We start from the raw sequence: 18126 nt of genomic DNA on the forward strand, positions 1-18126 counted from the left end.
CCTTCGGCAGCGCCTACAAGGGATTAGCGTAAAGCAGGACGTAATCGTTTTTGTCGAAGCGGCCACTGAGTATCGGTTGCAATTCACCCAGCGGCGTCCCCCGCAGGGCCAGAAAATCACTGCGATCCATCATCAGCCACGCCGGACCTTTGAGCGCCTCCAGTTGCTGGATCGAGTCGCTGAACTGCGGTTGCAGATCCTGCTCGATATTGACCATGAACTTAATCGCCTTCGCATCCTTGCCCATGCCATGCAACACCAGCGGCGCCGGCTTTTGTTGAACCTGGGCAAACACCGCGTGACTGAATCCCTGGGTGTCGTACAAACGCCGCTCCACCGGCTCGAACACTGCCGCGTACACCGTCCACAGCGCCAACACCGCAGACAACGCCAATACCTCGACACGCCAACGCGGGATCAACAATCGCGACAACGCCAAGAGTTGCAGCAGGCCCAGCACGATCAACACCAAAGACACTTCACTCAATTGCTCGGGAAAGCGCCGTCGAGCGACCAGTAACACAACCATCAACAATCCCGGCGTAACCAGCCAAACACCCAGCATCAACCCGCGCAACCAACGAAACACCCGCCCATGCGCGACCTGAAACGGATACGCCGCAATGATCGCCGCCATGGGCAGCATCGGCAGCAAATACCGCGCCTTCTTCGCCTGGGGAATCGACAGCCCGACCATCACAATCATTCCCGCCGCCGCGCAGTACTGCACCAGACGCAGCGCCGGGCCACGTTGCTGCGGTTTGCCCAGCCAGGCCGCCACCAGTACCAGTAATGCCAGCGGATAGGCCAGCGCATAGTTGCCGAACGAACTGGTGAAGTAATACAGCGAACCGCTGACGCCTTCGCTGCCGTCCATGCGCCCCATGAACTGCATGCGGATCACGTCCTGCAAGAAGACCGGGCCACCGCTGAGTTTCGCCAGCCACAACAGCAGGCCGACACAGACTGCGAGCAACAGCGAAGCCAGTACGCCGAACACCAGCAGACGCGTCCACTCACGGTTGAGCAGGTAATAGCTGCACAGCATGCCGGTCGGCACCACCAGACCAATCGGTCCGCGAATGCCGAAGCCGAGCAGCAGCAACGCGAAGATCAGCGGCCAGTGACGCTTGCCGGCAAAATGCTCATGGGCATAACCCAGATAGAACACCGTGAAGGCCACCGCTGCGAGCATCAAGTCCTGCGACACCGCGCGCACTTCAGTGACGAAACCGCTGGTGAGCATCAGCAACGCAATACTGATCAACGCCCAACGCCGCGAGTACGGTGCCAGCAGTCGATACATCAGCGTCACGATCAGCGCGCCGGCGACGGCACTTGGCGCCCACGCCGTAAACGCATTCACCGCGCCGAACGGCAGCGACAGCAGCCAGATGAACAGCGTCGAAACCGCTGAATAATCCGCATACGGTTGATCATAGGTGGTCGGAAACACCGTCGGCCCATGCCGCAGCATTTCTTGCGCGAACAACACGAACCGCGAATCGAAACCGATCGGCGCCTGCCCGTAGACCCCGGCGATGAACACTAAAAACGCCAGCAGCCCTGCGATCAGGGACTGCCGGCGAATCTCAGGCGATAAGCTGATCAAGCGACGTCTGACGCGTGTGGCCATTGTTGCAGCGGGATCGGCAACTTACGCGATTCGCCACGGCCCATCGGGAAGTACTGGAAACCATTGCGCGCCAGTCGCTCGGCGTCGTACAGGTTGCGCCCGTCGAAAATCACCGGGGTGTTGAGGCGCTGTTTGATCAGATCGAAATCCGGCGCCTTGAACTGCTGCCATTCGGTGCAGATGATCAGTGCGTCGGCGCCGGGCAGTACCGATTCCGGCGTGCCCATCAACATCAGCTTCGACTCGTCCGGGTAAAGGTTCTGGGTTTCCTGCATGGCTTCCGGGTCGAAGGCGCGCACGCTGGCACCGGCGGCCCACAGCTCCTCCAGCAAGACACGGCTTGGCGCATCGCGCATGTCATCGGTGTTGGGTTTGAACGCCAGGCCCCAGAGGGCGAAAGTCTTGCCGCGCAGATCACCCTTGTAGAACGCGTTGATGCGCTCGAACAGCTTGTGTTTCTGCCGCTGGTTGATCGCCTCGACCGCTTGCAGCAAGTCGCTGAAGCAGTGCGCTTCTTCGGCGCTGTGAATCAATGCGCGCATGTCTTTGGGGAAGCACGAGCCGCCATAACCGCAGCCGGGGTAGATGAAGTGGTAACCGATGCGCGTGTCGGCACCGATGCCCTGGCGCACCGATTCGATGTCGGCGCCCAGGTGCTCGGCCAGTTCGGCGATCTGGTTGATGAAGCTGATCTTGGTCGCCAGCATGCAGTTGGCGGCGTACTTGGTCAGCTCAGCGCTGCGCAGATCCATGAACATGATGCGGTCATGGTTGCGGTTGAATGGCGAGTACAGATCGCGCATTACGTCGCGCACCTCATCACCTTCGCAGCCGATGACGATACGGTCCGGGCGGCGGCAGTCAGCGACAGCCGAGCCTTCCTTGAGAAATTCCGGGTTGGAGACGATATCGAACTGCAGCAGGCGGCCGACCTTGATCAAGGCTTTTTCGATGTGCGTGCGCAGGGTGTCGCCCGTGCCTACCGGCACCGTGGATTTCTCGACGATGATCAACGGCTGCTCACGATGCCGGGCAATGGCATCACCGACCGATAGCACGTAGCGCAGATCGGCCGAACCGTCCTCACGCGACGGCGTACCCACGGCAATGAACGCTACCCGACCGTGCTGCACGGCGAGTTTTTCATCGGTGGTGAATTGCAGGCGTTTCGAATCCAGACCTTCGCGCACCAGGCTGGCCAGCCCCGGCTCAAAAATGCTGACATGACCCTGGCGCAACAGGTCGACCTTCTTCTGGTCGACATCCATGCACACGACATCATGGCCGACCTCGGCCAACACAGCCGCTTGCACCAGACCGACGTAACCGCTGCCAAATACTGTGATTTTCATGGAGCACTCCTGAATTCGGGCGCACGAGACGGACGAGTGTTGATGGTGATGACCCCGAGCATGACCAGCGCCACGCCCAGTGATTTAGTGAAACTGAAGGATTCGTTGAACAGCGGCAGACTGGCCGCCAGCAGATAAACCAGCGCATAGCTGATGCTCAGCAGCGAGTAAGCCCGGCCCAACGGCAGATCGCGCAGGGCGGCGAGCCAGCAAAGCATCGACAGGGCGTAGGCAAAAATCGCCGCAATGACCACGGCCAGGGCCAGCCAATCGAGGCTGTCGATGTGCAGCCATTGTTCCGGCACGGGCAGGCGGGTCATGCTCCAGCGCATGCCCAATTGCGCAGCGCTGACGAGGAACACACTGCCTAGCGCGAAGGTGATGCCGCGACGTTGATTCATGACTGTTGTCCCAGCAAAACCACGCCGCCGATCACCAATGCCACGCCAAGCCAATGCTGGCGGTCGATGGGTTCACGGAAGACGAAGCGCGCGATCAGGGTGATCAGCACAAAGTTGAGGCTGAGCATCGGGTAGGCGATGCCGACTTCCAGACGCTGCAACACCAGCAGCCAAACCAACAGACCCGAGCCGAGGGCGAGCAGGGCCAGCCACAACCACGGCGTACGCAGTTTGTCGGCCCAGCCCGACTCGACACCGCGCCAGCTCTCCACGGCGTGCTTCTGCGCAACCTGCCCGAGGCAGGTGAGCAGGCACGCAGCCAACAGCAGCAACAGGCTCATGACGCCTCCTTGGGCAGGATCATGATCACCAGGTTGCCCTGCTCATAACGGACGCCGTCCTTTGGCAATCTGTCGATTTCGTCCAGTTCGTCCTGCCCCTTGACGCGCATCACCACGCCGACCGCACCGCTGCGGCGTGCCTCGCGCATCCACTGTTGCACGTGATCGGGATCGACCCGCTGTTGAATGCCGTCAGGATAGGCAAGGCCATATTTCAATTCGCCTATCGTGTTGTACAACGCGACTTGCGGGGTTTTCAGGCGCCAGGCCAGTGCGGACGCGGCACCGAGGTCGTTACTCAGCAGGTGGGTGGTTTGCGCCAGTTCGGTGACGTGATGCTTGATGAACTGATCCGGCATCTTGTTGGCGACCACCGATTTGGGCAGCGCCGCCGGCAACACCGCGATCAGCAACAGGCTGCCCAGCGCCGGAGCCGCCCAGCATTGCAGCGGCAGAAAGGCTTGCAGCAGGTTGGCGATGATCCAGCCGATCAGGGCAATGAACACCAGCACCAGGCTGTGCAGTTCGTGGTCGTAGACCGGTTTGGTCAGTTGCAGATAGACCAGCGCGATCAACGTGACGATGCCCAGCAACAGATTCAGCACACCGTTGATGCTCAGCGCCCGACCTTGCTCCAGACGCAAACGATCGGCCAGCGCATTGCCCAGCAGCAACGCCATCGGCAGCAGGCACGGCAGGATGTAGGTCGGCAATTTGCCGTTGCTCAGGCTGAAAAACAGCAGCGGCATCAGCAGCCACAGCAGCAAAAACACGACTTTGGGCTGAGCGCGGCTTTGCCAGGCTTGCTTGAACGCGGTCGGCAACAACCCGATCCACGGTAGACTGAACGCGACCAGCAGCGGCAAGTAAAACCACCACGGCGCATCGTGTTGTGCGTCATCACCGGCAAAGCGACGAATGTGTTCGTGCCAGAAGAAGAACCGCCAGTAGTCCGGTTCCTGCGCATGCACCGAAAGCACCCACGGCAGGCTGACGAGGATCGCCACGGCAATCGCCACCGGGCCGAACATCAGCAGTTCACGCCAGCGTTTTTGCCAGAGCATCCACGGCAGGGCGATCAGCACCGGCAGCAACCAGGCGAGAAAGCCTTTGGTCATGAAACCCATGCCACACGCCAGCCCCAGAACAGCCCAGGCCGCTATGCGCTTGCCGTTGGTGTGGCTGTCGACGGCAAACCACAGCGCCACCAGACTCAGATTGACCCAGCAGGTGAACTGCGGATCGAGGTTGGCGTAACCGGCCTGACCGGCAACAATCGTGAAGCTCATGTAGAGCAGGGCGCAGACGAAGCTTTTACGCGGCTCGTCCCACAAGCGCCGGGCGAGCAGATAGCACAGCAGCACACTCAACCCGGTGCTCAGCGCCGATGCAAAGCGCACGCCGAACAGGTTCTGCCCGAACAACGCCTGACCCAGCGCGATCATCCAGTAGCCGGCAATCGGCTTCTCGAAATAACGCAGGCTCATGAAGTGCGGCGACACCCAGTTGCCACTGAGCAGCATGTCCTGGCTGATCTGTGCGTATCGAGTCTCATCAGGAATCCACAAACCGTGCGTGCCCAGCGGCAGCAGGTAAGCCAATAAGCAAATACCCAGCAACAGCAGTGGCAGCGTCCAGCGTTTAATCATGCGCCTTGTACTCCCAGCCAGCCTTCACGGCCGTCGAGGGTGCCGCGTTGCACGCGCCCCACGGGCAAGGTGTTGAAGAACTCGGGCAGCAAGTCGCCCAGTGGTTTGAAGTCGATTTGGCGCTGACGCGCATCGGCGAGTAATTGACGAAAACCCTCAGCCATCAGAATCCCTTCTACTTCGGCGTGAATGGTGTAGACGTTGAGTTGTTGCGGGCGGAAGTGATCAAGGATGAAACCGTTGAAGTCCCGCGCCGCGACGATGGGGCCGACGACTTCATCGAAGGTCGGCAGGTCCACCGGAATCTGCGGCGTGCCCGGCGTGCCATCGGCCAACAGCGGACGAAACAGACGCCGCCCACGGCAATCGCTGTTGTAGCGAAAACCGAAGGCTTGCTTGGCCTCGATCACGCGCTCGTCGGCACGCCAACCGGCGGCGGCCGAGCACTGGATTTTCTCGCCGAGAATGTCGCTCAAGGTGTCGACGCCCTGACGGATCTGCTCGATCAGTTGCGTGTCGCTCCAGCGCCCGGCATTGGCCTGCCAGCCGTGGTGATCCCACGCATGCAAACCCACTTCATGACCGGCATCACGGGCCTGACGCATCAGGTGCCCGAGATCGCGGCCAATCGGCTTGCCCGGCCACGCGGTGCCGGCGAGCAGAATGTCCCAGCCATACAGGCCGGCGGCATTGGAGCGGAGCATCTTCCAGAGAAACTGCGGGCGGATCAGGCGCCACAGATGCCGGCCCATGTTGTCAGGGCCGACACTGAAGAAGAAAGTTGCCTTGACCTGCGCCTCGTCGAGCATTTCCAGCAAGCGCGGCACACCTTCACGGGTGCCGCGAAAGGTGTCGACGTCGATGCGTAGACCGGCCTGCATTAGCGCTTGTCCGCTTGTTCGAGCATGGCTTCACGCAAGAAGAAGTCGAGCGTGTTGCCAATGGTCTCGCGCATTTCCACGGTCGGCGTCCAGTCGAGCAGACGTTTGGCGTTGGCGATGCTGGGTTTACGGTGTTCGACGTCCTGGTAACCGGCACCGTAGAACGCCTTGCTCTCGACATCGCGGAAACCGGCGAACGGCGGGAAGTTGTCGCGCAGCGGATGCGCTTCGAACTGACGCAGCAGCTCTTCACCCAACTGACGAATGCTGGCTTCGTTGTCCGGGTTGCCTATGTTGATGATCTGGCCGTTGCAGACGTCGTTGTCGTTATCGATGATCCGTGCAAGTGCCTCGACGCCGTCAGCGATGTCGGTGAAGCAGCGTTTTTGCTCGCCACCGTCGAACAGGCGAATCGGCGTGCCTTCGACCAGGTTGAGGATCAACTGGGTGATGGCCCGGGAGCTGCCGATGCGTGCCGAGTCCAGGCGATCGAGACGCGGGCCCATCCAGTTGAACGGGCGGAACAGGGTGAAATTCAGACCCTTGGCGCCGTAGGCCCAGATCACCCGGTCCAGCAGTTGCTTGGACACGGAGTAGATCCAGCGCTGCTTGTTGATCGGGCCGACCACCAGGTTGGAAGTGTCTTCATCGAAGTGTTTGTCCTGGCACATGCCATAGACTTCCGAGGTCGACGGGAAGATCACGCGCTTGTTGTACTTGACGCAGTAGCGCACCAGTTTCAGGTTTTCTTCGAAGTCGAGTTCGAACACACGCAGCGGGTTGCGGGTGTATTCGATCGGCGTGGCGATGGCCACCAGCGGCAGGACCACGTCGCACTTCTTGATGTGGTACTCGATCCACTCGGAGTGAATGCTGATGTCGCCTTCGACGTAGTGGAAGTGCGGATGGCTGCGCAGACGCTCGATAGCGTCGGAACCGATGTCCAGACCATAGACTTCGTAGCGGTCATCACGCAGCAGGCGCTCAGACAAGTGATTGCCGATAAAACCGTTGACGCCGAGGATCAGCACGCGAGTACGGCGTGGCGCACGGCCGGACTCGGCACCGCGCAACAGCGAGCCGTCGACCAGACCCAGTTCACTGGCCAGTTGCGGGCCGCTGAGGAACAGACCGTTGTCGTTGCGCTGACCGGAGAGGATCACCAGCGAATCTTCGCCGCAGGCAATGCGCAGCGGATTGACGCTGATTACTCGGCCCGGTGCCTGGCCGTCGTTGCCCTTGGCAACTTCAGCGCTCCAGACGATCAGTTTGTGCTCGCCCACAGCGCAGAAGGCGCCCGGGTAAGGTTGGGTCACGGCACGCACGAGATTGAACAGTTGCTCGGCCGGTTTCGCCCAGACCAGTTTGCCGTCCGCGGCGGTGCGACGACCGAACACCGTGGCTTTCGATTCGTCTTGTGGGGTTTCGCTGATCTTGCCTTGCAGCATGGCCGGCAAGGTGTCGCGCAGCAGATCCGTCGCGGCGATGCGCAATTTGCCGTGCAGGCTCAACGCGGTGTCGCTGCGTTCAATGGCGATACGCTGTTGGGCAACAATGGCGCCGGCATCGGCACGTTTGACCATGCGGTGCAAAGTGACGCCGGTTTCGCTTTCGCCGTTGACCAGTACCCAGTTGGCCGGGGCGCGGCCACGGTAGCTTGGCAGCAGCGAACCGTGCAGGTTGAACGCACCTTTTTTCGCCAGTGCCAGCAGCGGCTCGCTTAGCAGGTTGCGATAGTAGAACGAGAAAATATATTCAGGATCGAGCTTGGCGATGCGCTCGATCCACAGCGGGTGGTTGACGTCTTCCGGCGCATGCACCGGGATGCCTTTGGTGGCGCACAGTTGTGCGACCGAGCTGTAAAACGCGTTCTCTTTCGGGTCATCGGCGTGAGTGAACACCGCCGCAATGTCATAGCCGCTGTCGAGCAGGGCTTGAATGCCGGCGCAGCCAATATCGTGGTAAGCGAAGACAACAGTTTTTGCACTCATGAGTGAACCTGACCGGTAGTAGAAGTAGAAGAGAGACCGTCAACCGTGACGGCAGGCGCTGGCTCGGCGGCGTGGCTGCGCAAGACTTTTTCGATGAAGAAACGCGGGCGGGCGCGCACGTCGCTGTACATGCGCCCCAGGTATTCGCCGAGCAGGCCCATGCCGATGAACTGGCCACCGGTGAACACAAACAGCACCGCGAACAGCACGAACATGCCGTCACCGGCCCAGCCGGAACCGAAAGCCAGACGCATAACGATCAGTGCGAAAGCAAACAGCAACCCAAGCCCGGCCATGGTGAAACCGACGATGCTCAGCAGGCGCAAAGGTGTAGTGGTCATGCAGGTGATCAGGTCGAACATCAGGTTGATCAGGCGCATCGGGCTGTACTTCGAATCGCCGTGCTCACGTTCGGCGTGGGCGACGACGATTTCGGTGGTGTGGCGGGCGAAGCTGTTGGCCAGAATCGGGATGAAGGTGCTGCGTTCACGGCAGGCGAGCATTGCGTCGATGATCGTCCGGCGGTAAGCGCGGAGCATGCAGCCGTAGTCGCTCATGGCGACGCCGGTGGAGCGTTGCACGGCGAGGTTGATCAGCTTCGATGGATAGCGGCGCAGGGCCGAGTCCTGGCGGTTGCCGCGCACGGTGCCGACCACGTCGTAACCCTTTTCCGCTTCGGCAACCAGCCGGGGGATTTCTTCCGGCGGGTTCTGCAGGTCGGCGTCGAGGGTGATCACCACATCGCCTTTGCATTGTTCGAAACCGGCCATGATTGCTGCGTGCTGGCCGTAGTTACGGTTGAGGATGACCGCCACGAACGGGCTGTCTTCACGGGTCGCGGCTTCTTCCAGAAGGTTGGCGGACTCGTCACGGCTGCCGTCGTCGACGAGGACAATTTCAAAGTCGTGACGCAGCATCTTGCAGGCGGCTTCAGTACGGCGCAGCAGTTCCGGCAGGCTGTCCTGTTCGTTGTAGACCGGGATGACGATCGACACACAGCGGATCGGATAGGTTTTCACGGGCGTTTGTCCATAAGGGTGGCGATGGCGCCGACCACGCGATCAAGGTCCTGATCGCTCATGTCGGGGAACAACGGAATCGAGCACAGCCGCGCCGAGTTCCACTCGGTGTCGGGCAGGTAAAGGTCGGGGTCACGCTGGCGATACCAGGTGTGCAAGTGGGTGGCGATGAAATGGATGCCGGAGCCAATGCCTTGGTCCTGCAAGCCTTTCATGAAGGCTTCGCGGTCCATGCCGCAGCGCTCGCTGTCGATGCGCAGGATGAACAGGTGCCAGGCGTGGGTTTGTGCGTAGGCGGGCAGGGCCAGCGTTTGCACCGGCAGGCCTTCGAGTTTTTGCCGGTAGGCGGCGGCCAGTTCGGTGCGGCGCGCATTGATTGCGTCGAGACGCTCCAGTTGCACCAGGGCAATCGCGGCATTGATGTCGGCGAGGTTGTATTTGAACCCCGGTTCCATCACTTGCGCCTGCGGCTTGCGGCCACCGGTCAGACGATCGTAGGCGTCGACGCCGAGACCGTGGAACTTGAGCATGCGCACGCGGCTGGCCAGCGCTTCGTCGTCGGTGACGAACATCGCGCCTTCGGCGCAGGTCATGTTCTTGATCGCGTGGAAGGAGAAAATCGCCGTGCCCTGCACACCGACGTGCCGGCCCTTGTAACGGGTGCCAGCAGCGTGGGCGGCGTCTTCGATAATGGCGATGCCGTGTTTGTCGGCCAGCGCGTACAGCGGATCAAGATCAAACGCGGCGCCGGCGTAATGCACAGGAATGATTGCTTTGGTGCGTGGGGTGATGGCGGCTTCGATGCGCGCGGCATCGGTCATCAGGGTGTCGCGATCAACGTCGACGAACACCGGTGTGGCGCCGAGCAGGGAGATCATGTTGGCGGTCGAGACCCAGGTCTGCGACGGGGTAATGACCTCGTCACCCGGGCCAATGCCCAAGGCCAGCAAAGTGATGTGCATGCCGCCGGTGGCCGAGGAAAGTGCCACGGCGTGTTTGCAACCGACATAGTTGGCGAAGTGTTCTTCCAGTGCCTGGTTTTTAGGGCCGGTGGTAATCCACCCTGACCGCAATACTTGTTCAACGGCGGCTATTTCTTCATCGCCGATACTCGGGCGGGAAAACGGCAGAAACGCTTGACTCATAAGAACCTCGAGGCGATAGCCATCCTTCAGCCGATTGTCTGAAAAACACGGAATTTCAAAGGGTTGAGATACCGATCGGGGGATACCTGATTGACTTTTCAGTCCGCGGTCGGCAGGGTTGCAGGCCTTTCGGGGCAACCTGTTGTAACTAAGGTTATGCGCGTTTTTGTGAAAGGAACATGAAAAAACGGTCGGCGATTCGTCTATCTGTAAGCCATACAGCCACCGTTCAGACTTCTTCCGTTTATCGGCTGTTTTAGTAGAAAAGTTTTACGGAAGAGTCGCTCTTTATATAAGTTTCTTTGCACTTTTAAGTTGTTTTGTTGAACTGTTTTCTATTCAAGGCCGTTTCGTTTGATTGACTTGTCGAGTACTGAATCCACCCCGTCCAACACTAATCCGCTGACGCTTTATCTGGCCCGCCTGGCGCCGTCCAGCCAACTGACCATGCGTTATGTCTTGCAGGACGCCGCTGACCGTCTTGGTTTTGAAGACGTGGACATCGAGGAAATCCCCTGGCACCGGCTGCAACCGGAAGACGTCGTGGCGCTGGTCGCCGCATTGCGCTCCGACGGTTATGCGCCGAATACCTCGTCGCTGTACGTGAATGCCGTGCGCGGTGTGATGAATGAAGCCTGGCGCATGAGCCTGATCAGCCAGGATCATCTGCTGAAAATGCGTTCGGTCAAAGGCATCGCCGGCACGCGGTTATCTCAGGGGCGCAACTTGAAGCGCACCTTGATTCACGAATTGATGGAAGTCTGCGCCGCTGATCCGCGTCCGCAAGGGCTGCGCGACGCAGCGGTGATTGCGTTGTTGTACGGCACCGGCATGCGTAAATCAGAGTCGGTGGACCTGGACTTGAATCAGGTCGATTTCACGGAGCGCAGCCTGACCGTCACCGGCAAAGGCAATAAGCAACTGATCAAGTACGCACCGGCCTGGGCGTTCGCCAAACTCGATGCATGGCTGGAACTGCGGCGTTCAGAGCTGAAGGAGGGCGAGAGTGACGATGCCTTTCTGTTCAACCGTATCCGTCGCGGCAGTCATATCACCCGCGAGCGCATCACCAAACACGCGATCTATTACATCGCCCGTCAGCGTGGCACCCAGGTCGGGGTGAAGATCATGCCGCACGATTTCCGCCGTTCGTTTATTACGCGGGTGATCGAGGAGCATGATTTGTCGATTGCGCAGAAACTGGCGCACCACAGCAATATCCAGACCACCGCCAATTACGATGTGCGGGACGACAACGAGCGGCGGCGCGCGGTGGATCGCTTCGATCTGTAGGTCCGTCAGGACGGGGAAGGGCAGGTGCGCGCGTTGCCGGTTGCCGCCCGACTGATCTGCTCGGCCAGCCGTTTGACGTTGTGCTGCTGGGCCCCCACCAGATCATCGATGGTCGGGCCGGACGGTGTTTGCAGGGTCGAACGGCAGGTCAGCGAGCCATTGTCAGTGGCGCCGACAGGACGCAAGCGCCATTTGGCGTCGATCAGGCCGTACTGACCGGGGATCGAGTCGAAGCGTTGCACTTCGATGCGCACCGAAACGTTGCCTTGCCCACCGGTATTGCTCAATTGATCGGCCAACGCACCGCGCAACTCATCCGCCAGTGTCGCGCCCCACCAATCAGTTTCAAGAATCGCCAGGCCGCTGTTGCCCTGGCGGATAACGATTTGCGCACGGTCGACCTGCGGCGGCACGCTCAGCGCTTCAATCGGAATCTGCGCGCCGGTCCGTGTGTTGGCGATCTGCACCGGCGTCAGGGTGTGAAAGCTGATCGGGTCGCTGCGACAGGCGCTCAGCAGCATGAACGCAGCGAGCACGGTGATCTTTAGCGGTAAAGCCATTGTGTTAGCTCCTGTGCTCAATTGCGTGGCGGTCCTTTCAGATCGATAGGTGCTGCGTTATCGGGGCGACCACGAATCAGCGATTCCGGATGACGACCGAGGTAATCCGACAGCTCACGCAGCGAACGCGACATGCGCCCGAGTTCGTCGAGGGTTTCCGTGAGTTTCTCGCGTTGTGGCGAATCTTCGGCCAGGGTTGAACTGGCGGACTGCAAGGTCTTGCTGACGTCGGCGAGCGTGCTCTGCACGCCCGGCAGGGTCTTGGCGTTGAACTGAGTCAGACCTTTGCGCAGCTCGATCAGATTGCTGTCGAGGTTGTTGGCGATGCGATCCACTGGCAACTTGTTGAGCTTGTCGACCACCGCTTCGAGTTTTTCCTGCAACTGTTCGAGGCTGCCGGGCACGGTCGGTAGAACGACCGGGCGAGCGCTCGGGTCGAACGCGACTTTCTCCGCTTTCGGGAAGAAGTCCAACGCGACGTACAACTGGCCGGTCAGCAGGTTGCCACTGCGCGCCTGGGCACGCAGGCCATTATCGACGAAGGTGCCCAGCAAGCGGATGCCAGCGGCTTCGTCGTTGGGGTCGTGCTTGAATTCGGTGAGCATCTTTTTGTAGGCCTGACCGAGACGCTGCGGGTAAATGACGATACCGACGTTAAGCGGGAAGGTGCGTTTTTTCGCATCGAAATCCAGGTTGATGCCCACGACCCGGCCGATTTCCATACCGAGGAACTCGACCGGCGCATCGACCTTGAGCCCGCGCAGTGACTGTTCGAAACGCAGCACCATGTATTGCGCCTTGCCATTCGGTGGGGCGAGGGCGCTCTGCTGGTCGGCGAACAGTTCGAAATCTTTGTCGTCTGCGGCGGCCACATCGTTGGGACTGTAATCCGGAGCACGGAACGCAATCCCGCCCACCAGCATGGTCGACAGCGATTCGGTCTTCACGGCAAAGCCGTTGGCACCGACATTGATGTCGATGCCGCTGGCATTCCAGAAACGGGTGTTTTCAGTGACGAACGCGTCGTTCGGCGCGTGAATGAACACCTCGATATCCACCCCTTTGCCTTCGGGGTTGAGGGCGTAGGTGACGACCTGGCCGACCGGAATCTTGCGGTAATAAACCGGTGAACCGATATCCAGTGAACCGAGGTCCGGCGCATGCAGCATGAAGCGCTTGCCGGGTTCGCCGTAGGTGATCGGCGGCGGGTTTTCCAGACCCTTGAAGTTCTTTGCGCGGCCATCGGACTGGCCGACGTCGGCGCCGATGTAGTCACCGGAAAGCAGGGTGTCGATGCCCGAAACGCCGCCGGCGCCAATGCGCGGGCGCACCACCCAGAACTGTGAGTCTTCGCGCGTGAAGGTTTCCGCCTGTTTTGACAGTTTAATGGTGGCGTCGACACTTTTCTGGTCGTTACTCAACTCGACATCCGTCACCTGACCGATGACCACGTTGCGGTATTTGACCTCGGTCTTGTTGGCCGTCAGGCCGCTGCCGGTCTTGAAGTTGACGATGATCGTCGGCCCTTCCTGCATCACGTTGTGCACCACCAGCGAGATGCCCACCAGCACCGCCACAATCGGCACGATCCAGACGAGTGAAATGCTGAAACGGCGGGTTTTGACTGGGGCTTGGCCGGGTGCTCGCGGCTCGTCGGTGGCTGACGACTTCATCCATGTCCTCCTCGATTGATTGGGCACTGAGCGTCAGGAACGCCAAAGCACCTCATCAATATAGAAGTGCTTGGCGATAGAGCAAATGTGAATAGCTCACCTGCCGCGACCTGATCGTTCCCACGCTCTGCGTGGGAATGCAGCCCGTGACGCTCCGCGTCACTGGACGCAGAGCGTCCCTTGAGGCATTCCCACGCGGAGCGTGGGAACGATCAAAGCCGGGAACGATCAGATCGTGTCAGCGCGGTTTGTGCTGTCAGCCGAGCATTTCCCGCAGGCGATACCAGAACATCCCCAGTGCCAGCAGTGGCGAACGCAAGGCCGGACCGCCCGGGAAGGTCATGTGCGGCACGCCGCTGAACACATCCATGCCTTGGCTGTGACCGGCATGAATCGCCTCGCCGAGCAGTTTCGCGCACCAGTGCGTGACGTTCAGGCCATGGCCGGAATAGCCCTGCGCATAGAACACGTTCGGGTGCTGCTTGAGCCGGCCGACCTGTGGAAAGCGGTTGGCGGTGATGCCAATCTTGCCGCCCCACTGGTAATCGATGCGCACGTCGGCCAGTTGCGGGAAGACCTTGAGCATCTTCGGGCGCATGTAAGCGGCGATGTCCGCCGGATCACGCCCGGAATAGTGGCAGGCACCGCCGAACAGCAAGCGTCGGTCCGCCGAGAGCCGGTAGTAATCGAGGCCGACTTTCTGGTCGCACACCGCCAGATTGTGCGGGATCAGTTGCGCGGCGCGCGCCTCGGACAACGGTTCGGTGGCGATGATGTAACTGCCGGCCGGCAGCACCTTGCCACTGAGTTGCTGTTCGAGGTCGTCCAGATGCGCATTGCAGCCGAGCACCAGACTGCCGGCACGCACTGAGCCGTTTGCGCAACGCACCTGCACGGTCGAGCCGTGGATGATTTCCAGCACTTCACTCTGCTCGAAAATCCTTACGCCCAACGATGCTGCAAGTCGCGCTTCGCCTTGCACCAAATCCAGCGGATGCAGATGACCGGACCCCATGTCGACCAGGCCACCGGCATAGATGTCGGAGTTGACCACCTGCTGGCGCACCTGCTCGGGGCCGATCAGGCGGGTTTCATGGGCATAGCCGAGTTCGGCGAGGTCGACCAATTCATCCTTGAAGGCAGCGAACTGCGCCGGGGTGTTGGCCAGATCGCAGAAGCCCCAGCGCAGATCACATTCGATGCCGTTGTCGCCGATGCGCTGACGCACCAGTTCGACCGAATCGATGCCGGCGCGCTGCAAGTAACGCACGCCTTCCTGACCGACATACTTGGCGAACCCCGTGACCTCATGACCGATCCCGCGAATCAACTGGCCGCCATTGCGCCCACTGGCGCCCCAGCCGATGCGCCGGGCTTCGATCAACACCACCGACAACCCGCGTTGCGCCAGTTCGATGGCCGTGTTGACCCCGGTGAATCCGCCGCCGATCACGCAGACATCGGCAGTCAAGTCACCGTCCAGCAGCGGATAAGGTGTGCTCGCCCGGGCCGAAGCGGCGTAGTAAGAGCGAGCGTGTTCTTGGGTGTACTGATTCATTTGTTCGACTTCACTTTGCTCCAGGACCGGGTCATCAGACGCATGATCGCCTGGGGCGGGGTGGTAGAGATGTAGAGCTTGTCGAGAACTTCTTGAGGCGGATAGACCTCAGGATTGTTGACCAGCTCCGGATCCATGTATTGCTTGGCGGCCGGGTTCGGGTTGGCGTAACCGACCGAAGCGCTGACTTTGGCGATCACTTGCGGATCGAGCAGGTAATTGATGAAAGCGTGCGCTTCTTTGGTGTTGCTCGCATCGGCGGGGATGGCCAACAGATCAAACCAGAGATTGGCGCCTTCCTTCGGAATGGCGTAAGCGATGTTCACGCCGTTCTTGGCTTCCTTGGCACGGTTGGCGGCCTGGAACACGTCGCCGGAGTAACCGAAGGCTACGCAAATATCGCCGTTGGCCAGATCCGACACGTATTTCGAAGAATGGAAATAGGTGATGTATGGACGGATGCTCAGCAGTTTCGCTTCAGCCTTTTTATAGTCTTCCGGGTTTTCGCTGCGCGGGTCCATGCCCATGTAATTGAGTACCGCCGGGAAGACTTCGTCGGCGGAGTCCATCATCGACACCCCGCACTGGCTGAGTTTCTTCAGGTTCTCAGGCTCGAACAGCACGGCCCAGGAATCGATGTGGTCGACGCCCAGCACTTGCTTGACCTTGTCGACGTTGTAGCCGATGCCGTTAGTGCCCCACAGGTACGGCACCGAGTGCTCGTTGCCCGGGTCGTTTTTCTCCAGCAGTTCGAGCAGTTTCGGGTCGAGGTTCTTGAAGTTCGGCAGTTGCGCACGGTCAAGTTTGAGGAAGGCGCCTGCCTTCACCTGACGCGCGAGGAAGTGGTTGGACGGCACGACCACGTCATACCCGGTGCGACCGGCGAGCAGTTTGCCTTCGAGGGTTTCGTTGGAGTCGAAAACGTCGTAGATCACCTTGATCCCGCTTTGGCTCTGGAAATCGGCGAGGGTGGTTTCGCCGATGTAGTCGGTCCAGTTGTAGACGCTGACCTGGGGTTGGGCATGGGCTACCGCGCTGAACAGCACGCTCAGGGCGACCGGGAGTACGGATTTCAACAGACGCATTTCGACACCTCTTTTTCGAATGATCGTTCCCACGCTCTGCGTGGGAATGCCTCAACGGACGCTCCGCGTTCGGCTTTGGATGGGACGCGGAGCGTCCCGGGCTGCATTCCCACGCAGAGCGTGGGAACGATCGACACAGGGGATCTTTTGGCTTTGCTCAGACGCTCAGCATCAGGAACTCACGCTCCCACGAACTGATCACGCGTTTGAAGTTTTCATGCTCGGCACGCTTTACCGCGACATAGCCACGGACAAACTTGTCGCCGAGGTATTGCGCAACGGCTTCGCACTCTTCCATTTGCGTCAGCGCTTCTTCGATGGTGATCGGCAGGCGCAGATTGCGACGTTCGTAAGCGCGGCCTTGTACCGCAGCGCTCGGCGCGATGGCTTCGACCATGCCGATATAACCGCAGAGCAGGCTCGCGGCGATTGCCAGGTACGGGTTGGCATCGGCGCCCGGCAGACGGTTTTCCACACGCATGGCTTCCGGGCTGGACGTTGGCACACGCAGGCCGACGGTGCGGTTTTCTTCGCCCCATTCGACGTTGACCGGCGCCGAGGTGTCCGGCAGGAAGCGGCGGAACGAGTTGACGTTTGGGGCGAACATCGGCAGCACTTTCGGGATGTACTTCTGCAAACCACCGATGTAATGCAGGAACAGTTCGCTCATCTGCCCGTCAGCGTTAGCAAAGATCGGTTTGCCCGTGGCGATGTCCACCACGCTCTGGTGAATGTGCATGGCGCTGCCCGGCTCGTCGCCGATCGGCTTGGCCATGAATGTCGCCGCAACGTTGTGCTTGAGTGCGGCCTCACGCATGGTGCGCTTGAACACAGTGATCTGGTCCGCCAGATCGAGGGCGTCGCCGTGACGGAAGTTGATTTCCATCTGCGCCGGGCCGTCTTCGTGGATCAGCGTGTCGAGGTCCAGGCCTTGCAGTTCGCACCAGTCGTAGACGTCTTCGAACAACGGATCGAATTCGTTGGCGGCATCGATGGAGAACGACTGCCGACCGCTTTCAGCACGGCCCGAGCGGCCCAGCGGTGCCTTCAGCGGCAGATCCGGGTCTTCGCAGCGTTGGGTCAGGTAGAACTCCATTTCCGGCGCCACAATCGGCTTCCAGCCTTTGTCGGTGTACAGCTGCAAGACTTTCTTCAACACGTTGCGCGGCGACAGTTCGATCGGGTTGCCGAACTTGTCGAAGGTGTCGTGGATGACGATGGCGGTCGGCTCGATCGCCCACGGAATCACGTAGACCGCGTCAGCCACGGGCTTGCAGACCATGTCGATATCGGCAGGATCGAGCAGGTCGTAGTAGATGTCGTCGTCGACAAAATCCCCGGTTACCGTTTGCAGCAGGACACTTTCCGGCAGGCGCATGCCTCGCTCATGCAGGAACTTGTTGGTCGGTGCGATCTTGCCGCGGGCAATGCCGGTCAGGTCGCTGACCACACATTCGACTTCGGTAATCTTGTGATCTTTCAGCCACGTGAACAGCTGATCGAAAGGGGCATTCATAAAGACCTCGTTATTGGTTTTATAGA

15 protein-coding genes are annotated in these 18126 nt (G+C 60.2%); 1 reads left to right on the forward strand and 14 read right to left on the reverse strand.

Going from position 1 to position 18126, the window contains the following annotated elements:
* Positions 1-13: 13 nt before the first annotated feature.
* From J0G10_RS15665 to arnB, 9 genes are read right to left on the reverse strand one after another with little or no spacing between them, the layout of a single operon-like run.
* A complete protein-coding gene (locus J0G10_RS15665; protein ID WP_220556157.1) occupies positions 14-1636 on the reverse strand; it encodes an ArnT family glycosyltransferase in 1623 nt (540 codons plus the stop codon).
* Positions 1609-2988, reverse strand: coding sequence for a UDP-glucose dehydrogenase family protein (locus J0G10_RS15670; protein WP_220556158.1), 1380 nt, complete (start codon positions 2986-2988; stop codon positions 1609-1611). The genes J0G10_RS15665 and J0G10_RS15670 overlap by 28 nt, the downstream gene beginning before the upstream one ends.
* Entirely contained in the window at positions 2985-3389 is a 405-nt protein-coding gene (gene arnF, locus J0G10_RS15675; RefSeq protein WP_220556159.1) for a 4-amino-4-deoxy-L-arabinose-phosphoundecaprenol flippase subunit ArnF, read from the reverse strand. Before arnF ends, J0G10_RS15670 begins: the two co-directional genes overlap by 4 nt.
* On the reverse strand, positions 3386-3730 hold the full coding sequence (gene arnE, locus J0G10_RS15680) for a 4-amino-4-deoxy-L-arabinose-phosphoundecaprenol flippase subunit ArnE (protein WP_095048910.1): 345 nt from the start codon (positions 3728-3730) through the stop codon (positions 3386-3388). The genes arnF and arnE overlap by 4 nt, the downstream gene beginning before the upstream one ends.
* Positions 3727-5379: a lipid IV(A) 4-amino-4-deoxy-L-arabinosyltransferase gene (arnT, locus tag J0G10_RS15685; RefSeq protein WP_095048911.1), complete on the reverse strand. Its 1653-nt coding sequence runs from the start codon at positions 5377-5379 to the stop codon at positions 3727-3729. Before arnT ends, arnE begins: the two co-directional genes overlap by 4 nt.
* Positions 5376-6260 (reverse strand): 4-deoxy-4-formamido-L-arabinose-phosphoundecaprenol deformylase, encoded by an 885-nt coding sequence (arnD, locus tag J0G10_RS15690; RefSeq protein ID WP_095048912.1) that lies wholly within the window; start codon positions 6258-6260, stop codon positions 5376-5378. The genes arnT and arnD overlap by 4 nt, the downstream gene beginning before the upstream one ends.
* A complete protein-coding gene (gene arnA / locus J0G10_RS15695; protein WP_095048913.1) occupies positions 6260-8251 on the reverse strand; it encodes a bifunctional UDP-4-amino-4-deoxy-L-arabinose formyltransferase/UDP-glucuronic acid oxidase ArnA in 1992 nt (663 codons plus the stop codon). Before arnA ends, arnD begins: the two co-directional genes overlap by 1 nt.
* A complete protein-coding gene (gene arnC, locus J0G10_RS15700; protein ID WP_220556160.1) occupies positions 8248-9270 on the reverse strand; it encodes an undecaprenyl-phosphate 4-deoxy-4-formamido-L-arabinose transferase in 1023 nt (340 codons plus the stop codon). Before arnC ends, arnA begins: the two co-directional genes overlap by 4 nt.
* Positions 9267-10415: a UDP-4-amino-4-deoxy-L-arabinose aminotransferase gene (gene arnB, locus J0G10_RS15705; protein WP_095048915.1), complete on the reverse strand. Its 1149-nt coding sequence runs from the start codon at positions 10413-10415 to the stop codon at positions 9267-9269. The genes arnC and arnB overlap by 4 nt, the downstream gene beginning before the upstream one ends.
* Positions 10416-10862: 447 nt before the next feature.
* Between arnB and J0G10_RS15710 the strand changes: the two genes are divergently transcribed.
* The gene (locus J0G10_RS15710; protein WP_245398056.1) at positions 10863-11708 is read left to right on the forward strand and encodes a site-specific integrase; all 846 of its coding nucleotides are present in this window, start codon (positions 10863-10865) and stop codon (positions 11706-11708) included.
* Positions 11709-11713: 5 nt separating this feature from the next.
* Here J0G10_RS15710 and J0G10_RS15715 read toward each other — a convergent pair whose 3' ends face one another.
* The 5 genes from J0G10_RS15715 to J0G10_RS15735 all read right to left on the reverse strand — a co-directional run bounded on the left by J0G10_RS15715 (position 11714) and on the right by J0G10_RS15735 (position 18100).
* Entirely contained in the window at positions 11714-12268 is a 555-nt protein-coding gene (locus J0G10_RS15715) for a PqiC family protein (RefSeq protein WP_095048916.1), read from the reverse strand.
* 17 nt (positions 12269-12285) lie between these two features.
* A complete protein-coding gene (locus J0G10_RS15720; protein ID WP_220556161.1) occupies positions 12286-13941 on the reverse strand; it encodes a PqiB family protein in 1656 nt (551 codons plus the stop codon).
* 256 nt (positions 13942-14197) lie between these two features.
* The gene (locus J0G10_RS15725) at positions 14198-15499 is read right to left on the reverse strand and encodes an NAD(P)/FAD-dependent oxidoreductase (RefSeq protein ID WP_220556162.1); all 1302 of its coding nucleotides are present in this window, start codon (positions 15497-15499) and stop codon (positions 14198-14200) included.
* Positions 15496-16584, reverse strand: a complete 1089-nt coding sequence (locus J0G10_RS15730) for a polyamine ABC transporter substrate-binding protein (protein ID WP_220556163.1) — start codon at positions 16582-16584, stop codon at positions 15496-15498. The genes J0G10_RS15725 and J0G10_RS15730 overlap by 4 nt, the downstream gene beginning before the upstream one ends.
* 157 nt (positions 16585-16741) lie before the next feature.
* Positions 16742-18100: a glutamine synthetase family protein gene (locus J0G10_RS15735; protein ID WP_095048920.1), complete on the reverse strand. Its 1359-nt coding sequence runs from the start codon at positions 18098-18100 to the stop codon at positions 16742-16744.
* Between the last annotated feature and the right edge of the window lie 26 nt (positions 18101-18126).

This window comes from Pseudomonas germanica (assembly GCF_019614655.1).
Lineage (GTDB): Bacteria > Pseudomonadota > Gammaproteobacteria > Pseudomonadales > Pseudomonadaceae > Aquipseudomonas > Aquipseudomonas neuropathica.

Coding starts and splice junctions, on each gene's coding strand:
- J0G10_RS15715 (WP_095048916.1), bottom strand. CDS start 12,268: ATGGCTTTACCGCTAAAGATCACCGTGCTCGCTGCGTTCATGCTGCTG.
- J0G10_RS15670 (WP_220556158.1), bottom strand. CDS start 2,988: ATGAAAATCACAGTATTTGGCAGCGGTTACGTCGGTCTGGTGCAAGCG.
- J0G10_RS15710 (WP_245398056.1), top strand. CDS start 10,863: ATGCGTTATGTCTTGCAGGACGCCGCTGACCGTCTTGGTTTTGAAGAC.
- arnD (WP_095048912.1), bottom strand. CDS start 6,260: ATGCAGGCCGGTCTACGCATCGACGTCGACACCTTTCGCGGCACCCGT.
- J0G10_RS15725 (WP_220556162.1), bottom strand. CDS start 15,499: ATGAATCAGTACACCCAAGAACACGCTCGCTCTTACTACGCCGCTTCG.
- J0G10_RS15730 (WP_220556163.1), bottom strand. CDS start 16,584: ATGCGTCTGTTGAAATCCGTACTCCCGGTCGCCCTGAGCGTGCTGTTC.
- arnT (WP_095048911.1), bottom strand. CDS start 5,379: ATGATTAAACGCTGGACGCTGCCACTGCTGTTGCTGGGTATTTGCTTA.
- J0G10_RS15735 (WP_095048920.1), bottom strand. CDS start 18,100: ATGAATGCCCCTTTCGATCAGCTGTTCACGTGGCTGAAAGATCACAAG.
- arnB (WP_095048915.1), bottom strand. CDS start 10,415: ATGAGTCAAGCGTTTCTGCCGTTTTCCCGCCCGAGTATCGGCGATGAA.
- J0G10_RS15665 (WP_220556157.1), bottom strand. CDS start 1,636: ATGGCCACACGCGTCAGACGTCGCTTGATCAGCTTATCGCCTGAGATT.
- arnF (WP_220556159.1), bottom strand. CDS start 3,389: ATGAATCAACGTCGCGGCATCACCTTCGCGCTAGGCAGTGTGTTCCTC.
- arnE (WP_095048910.1), bottom strand. CDS start 3,730: ATGAGCCTGTTGCTGCTGTTGGCTGCGTGCCTGCTCACCTGCCTCGGG.
- arnA (WP_095048913.1), bottom strand. CDS start 8,251: ATGAGTGCAAAAACTGTTGTCTTCGCTTACCACGATATTGGCTGCGCC.
- J0G10_RS15720 (WP_220556161.1), bottom strand. CDS start 13,941: ATGAAGTCGTCAGCCACCGACGAGCCGCGAGCACCCGGCCAAGCCCCA.